This is a genomic window from Stenotrophomonas sp. Sm6012, assembly GCF_030985895.1.
Classification (GTDB): domain Bacteria; phylum Pseudomonadota; class Gammaproteobacteria; order Xanthomonadales; family Xanthomonadaceae; genus Stenotrophomonas; species Stenotrophomonas forensis.
In genome coordinates, this window is sequence record NZ_JAPTFX010000227.1 from 1 (window position 1) to 4172 (window position 4172).

At 68.2% G+C, this 4172-nt stretch carries 6 protein-coding genes; 1 reads left to right on the top strand and 5 read right to left on the bottom strand.

Annotation, left to right across the window (positions count from 1 at the left end; all coding sequences use genetic code 11):
* Positions 1-125: 125 nt before the first annotated feature.
* The 5 genes from O0J73_RS21690 to O0J73_RS21710 are packed head-to-tail and all read right to left on the bottom strand — an operon-like array spanning position 126 to position 2824.
* Entirely contained in the window at positions 126-935 is an 810-nt protein-coding gene (locus tag O0J73_RS21690; protein WP_308309613.1) for a M15 family metallopeptidase, read from the bottom strand.
* A 9-nt stretch (positions 936-944) separates the two neighbouring features.
* Complete coding sequence (locus tag O0J73_RS21695; RefSeq protein WP_308309614.1) at positions 945-1538, bottom strand: PH domain-containing protein; 594 nt, start codon at positions 1536-1538, stop codon at positions 945-947.
* Between the two features lie 3 nt (positions 1539-1541).
* Positions 1542-1721, bottom strand: coding sequence for a DUF4177 domain-containing protein (locus tag O0J73_RS21700; RefSeq protein ID WP_006424209.1), 180 nt, complete (start codon positions 1719-1721; stop codon positions 1542-1544).
* A complete protein-coding gene (locus O0J73_RS21705) occupies positions 1718-1897 on the bottom strand; it encodes a hypothetical protein (protein ID WP_005412615.1) in 180 nt (59 codons plus the stop codon). The genes O0J73_RS21700 and O0J73_RS21705 overlap by 4 nt, the downstream gene beginning before the upstream one ends.
* Before the next feature lie 45 nt (positions 1898-1942).
* Positions 1943-2824 (bottom strand): SPFH domain-containing protein, encoded by an 882-nt coding sequence (locus tag O0J73_RS21710; protein WP_006424215.1) that lies wholly within the window; start codon positions 2822-2824, stop codon positions 1943-1945.
* Between the two features lie 137 nt (positions 2825-2961).
* Between O0J73_RS21710 and purT the strand changes: the two genes are divergently transcribed.
* Positions 2962-4149, top strand: coding sequence for a formate-dependent phosphoribosylglycinamide formyltransferase (gene purT / locus O0J73_RS21715; protein WP_197564898.1), 1188 nt, complete (start codon positions 2962-2964; stop codon positions 4147-4149).
* Positions 4150-4172: the final 23 nt, after the last annotated feature.

Sequence of the window (4172 nt, forward strand, 5' to 3'; positions counted from 1 at the left end):
GGGCAGGGGTATCCGCGCCACGGATGGCGCGGCTAAGCCTCCAGGGACGGATTCACGGCGTCCCCTGCGCAGACTACCCGCCCGGACAGCTCCATGGACTTCGCCTTGCGGCCACCAAGAGGGGCTCAGCCGTTGGCCGGTCTCCAGCACCAGTGCCACGGTTCGTAGACGATGCCGTGCGGGTTGTCGCGCGGGTAGCTCAGTTGGAAGCCGTGCGCGCCGGCATGGCGCTGCAGCCAGGCAAACGCATCGGTGGCGTCGAAGGATTCCTCTGCCGGCGCATCGCCCGGCGTGCCGATGTCCAGCGCATGGCCGCTGTGGTGTTCACTGAAGCCCGGTGCGGCATTGACCTTCAGGATCTCCGCCACGCTCAGCCCGCGCGCCCGTTTCCGTTCGAAGATGCCCAGCTGGTAGGCATGGCTGCGGAAACCGGAGATCGCGTCCAGTGCCACGCCATCCTGTGCAGCGTGCAGGCGCATCCGCCGCCAGCCCTGCGCGGCGCCGCGGCGCAGCCACAGCGGGCGGGCGAAGCGGTCACGACCAGCGAAGTGCAGCAGGCAGGGTTCGGCTTCCAGGGGCAGGCCGCTGTCGTCTGCGTAGCGCTGGGCATCCAGGCCCAGCTGCTGCAGGCGCTGCTGCAGCCCGGCCAGTGGAAGCCATTGATCTTCCAGCGCAGCGCCGAACGGTCGAGCTGCCGCTGCGTCCAGCAGTGCCAGCGCCTCCTCGGTACCGGGCTCACGCGTCAGGCGTGGCACCATCGAATGCACGCCGTGCGGCAGTACGGCCGCCAGATAGCGGCCATCACGCTTGCGCCGCAGCACCCAGTACGCCTGTGACAGCAGGCGCGCGTCCAGGTTGCTGCGCGCGCGCAGCAGGCCGGCGGGCCACAACTCGATGGTCGCGGTGTTGATCAGCAGGGGCGGGCGTCGTTGCATCGCCGCAGCTTACTGCCGCGGCGCCGATGCGGCCACCTTGCGCAGGGCATCGAGCAGCACCTGCGGCCGATCCACGCTGAGCAGCAGTGTGCTGCCGTCGCTGACCGGCAGGGCAAGCACGCGCGCGCGATCGGTGACCAGGGCGAATCCCTTTCCGCCGCCCTGCAGGCGGAAGTGACCCGAATAGAAGCCTGGCATTGCATAGCCGTTGGTCTTGAAACGGATGCCATAGCGGCGGTCGCGGCCGAGATCGACCACCTCCGCCTGGTCCAGCCGCAGCGTTGCCACTGGAACACGCCGGCGATACAGGGTCGAGCGCACATCCAGCACGTCGCCGGCCAGTTCCACCCGGCGGCGGAAGAAGGCCGCGCCCAGCCCGATGCCGAGTGCGGCGATCACCAGCAGGCTCCAGGCGGCGCTGCCGCCCATGCGGAACCAGGGCGGCGAGAGCGTCACTTCGATCCAGGGGGCGGTGGCCGGTGCCTTGTACAGCTGCGCATACAGGCAGGCCACGAAGGCGGCCAGCAGCGGCAGCACGATCCACAGCACGCGCAACGGCGAGCTGTCGGCCACCTCGTACTGTTTCGGGTCGCTGGCGCCCATGGCTCAGGCCTCCTTCTTGAACACCAGCATCGCCGGGCGCATCGGCGCCGGGATGATGATGTTCACCAGCTCCCAGCCCAGTTGGCCCTGGCGGCTGAGTTCGGCCTGGATGTCCTCGGCCTTGTGCAGGCCCATCATGGACGTCTTGACCTCGATGGTCTGGTAGCTCCAGCGCTTGCTCATTCCTTGTCCTCCGGCGATGGCTTGGGTTTCGGCAGGCGTCCTGCCTTGCGCAGGGCGTCGCGCAGCACGTATTCAATCTGCGCGTTGAGGCTGCGCAGCTCGTCGTCAGCCCAGCGCTGTGCCGCGGCCAGGACCTCGGCATTGATGCGCAGCGGATAGGCTTTCTTCTCACTCATGAAAACTCCTGGCGGGGCGGTGGGGCGCCCCGTTGCGAGGGTGGTTCAGTACAGCGAACCGGCATTGACGATCGGCTGGGTGCCGCGGTCCGAGCACAGCACGGTCAACAGGTTGCTGACCATGTGCGCCTTGCGTTCCTCATCCAACTGCACCACGCCGTTCTTCTGCAGTTCGGCCAGGGCCATCTCGACCATGCCGACCGCGCCGGCCACGATGCGCGTGCGCGCGGCGATCACCGCATTGGCCTGCTGCCGCTGCAGCATCGCCTGGGCGATTTCGGCGGCGTAGGCGAGGTGGCTGATACGCGCGTCGATCACCTGCACGCCGGCATCGGCCAGGCGCTCGGCCAACTCGTTCTTCAGGTGCTGGGAGATCTCGCTGGCGTGGCTGCGCAGGGCCAGCTGGCCGTCCTCATGCTGGTCATAGGGATAGCTGGTGGCCATCGCGCGCAGCGCCGATTCGGACTGGATATGCACGAAGCTCTCGTAGTCATCCACGTTGTAGACCGCCTCGGAGGCATCGACCACCTGCCAGACGATCACCGCGGCGATCTCGATCGGGCTGCCGTCCAGCTCGTTGACCTTCAGCTTGCCGCTTTCGAAGTTGCGCACGCGCTGGCTGACCCGGCGCTTGCTGAAGAAGGGATTGTTCCAGCGCAGGCCGTTGTCCTTCACGGTGCCGACGTACTTGCCGAACAGGCTGAGCACCGCGGCCTGGTTGGGCTGGATGGTGTACAGGCCGGCCAGGACGAACATGCCCGCCGCGACCAGCAGGACGCCCAGCAGCATCAGCAGCAGGTTGGGCGAGCCGGTGCTGGCCTTGGCGGCAACCCCGAGCACGAACACGGCGGCACCGGCGAGGGCGACCAGCAGGGCGCCGGCCAGCGTGCCGAGGCCGTTGAGCGAGGACAGCGACTTCTCTTTCATGGCAGTACGTCCTTGAGGGGTCGGAATTAAGATATCAAAGTGATATCAGATGCGGGCTACCGTTCGTCGGATGCCGTGGCCGGGGTGCCCGGCCAGCTAGAATGCCCACCCGCCTTCACATCGCTGCTGGAACCGCCATGGCCAAGCTTGGAACTCCGTTGTCCCCCTCCGCCACCCGGGTGCTGCTGCTGGGGTCGGGTGAACTCGGCAAGGAGGTGGCCATCGAGCTGCAGCGGCTGGGCGTGGAAGTGATTGCCGCCGATCGCTACGCCGATGCGCCGGCAATGCAGGTCGCGCATCGCTCGCACGTGATCGACATGCTGGACGCGATGGCCCTGCGCGCGCTGATCGCCCAGGAGCAGCCGCACCTGGTGGTGCCGGAGATCGAGGCCATCCACACCGAGACCCTGGTCCAGCTGGAACAGGAGCAGGGCCTGCGGGTGATCCCGACCGCGCGCGCCGCACGCCTGACCATGGACCGTGAAGGCATCCGCCGCCTGGCCGCCGAGACCCTCGGGCTGCCGACCTCGCCGTACCGCTTCGTCGATACCGAGGCCGAGTACCGGGCCGCGGTGGCCGCGATCGGCCTGCCGTGCGTGGTCAAGCCGGTGATGTCGTCCTCGGGCAAGGGCCAGAGCACGCTGCGCAGCGAGGCGGACGTCGCCCCGGCCTGGGACTACGCGCAGACCGGTGGCCGCGCCGGTGCCGGCCGCTGCATCGTCGAGGGCTTCATCGATTTCGATTACGAGATCACCCTGCTGACCGTGCGCCACGCCGGTGGCACCTCGTTCTGCGCGCCGATCGGCCACCTGCAGAAGGACGGCGACTACCGCGAGAGCTGGCAGCCGCAGCCGATGTCGGACAAGGCGCTGGCGCGTGCGGAAGAAATCTCGCGTGCGATCACCGACGACCTCGGCGGTTGGGGCCTGTTCGGCGTCGAGCTGTTCGTGAAGGGTGACGAGGTGTGGTTCAGCGAAGTGTCGCCGCGCCCGCACGACACTGGCCTGGTGACGCTGGTCTCGCAGGAGCTGAGCGAGTTCGCGCTGCATGCGCGTGCGATCCTCGGCCTGCCGATTCCGGTGATCCGCCAGAGCGGCCCGTCGGCCTCGTGCGCGCTGCTGGCGCATGGCGAAGGCGTGCCGTACTTCAACAACGTCGCTGCCGCGCTGCAGGTGCCGGATACCGCGGTGCGCCTGTTCGGCAAGCCCAGCGTGCACGGCCATCGCCGCGTCGGGGTGACCCTGGCACGCGCGGAATCCATCGACGAAGCACGCGCCATCGCGCGTGATGCCGCCGACGCCATCGGCGTCGAACTGCGTCCGTAAAGGAAGGTGCGACGACCAACGGT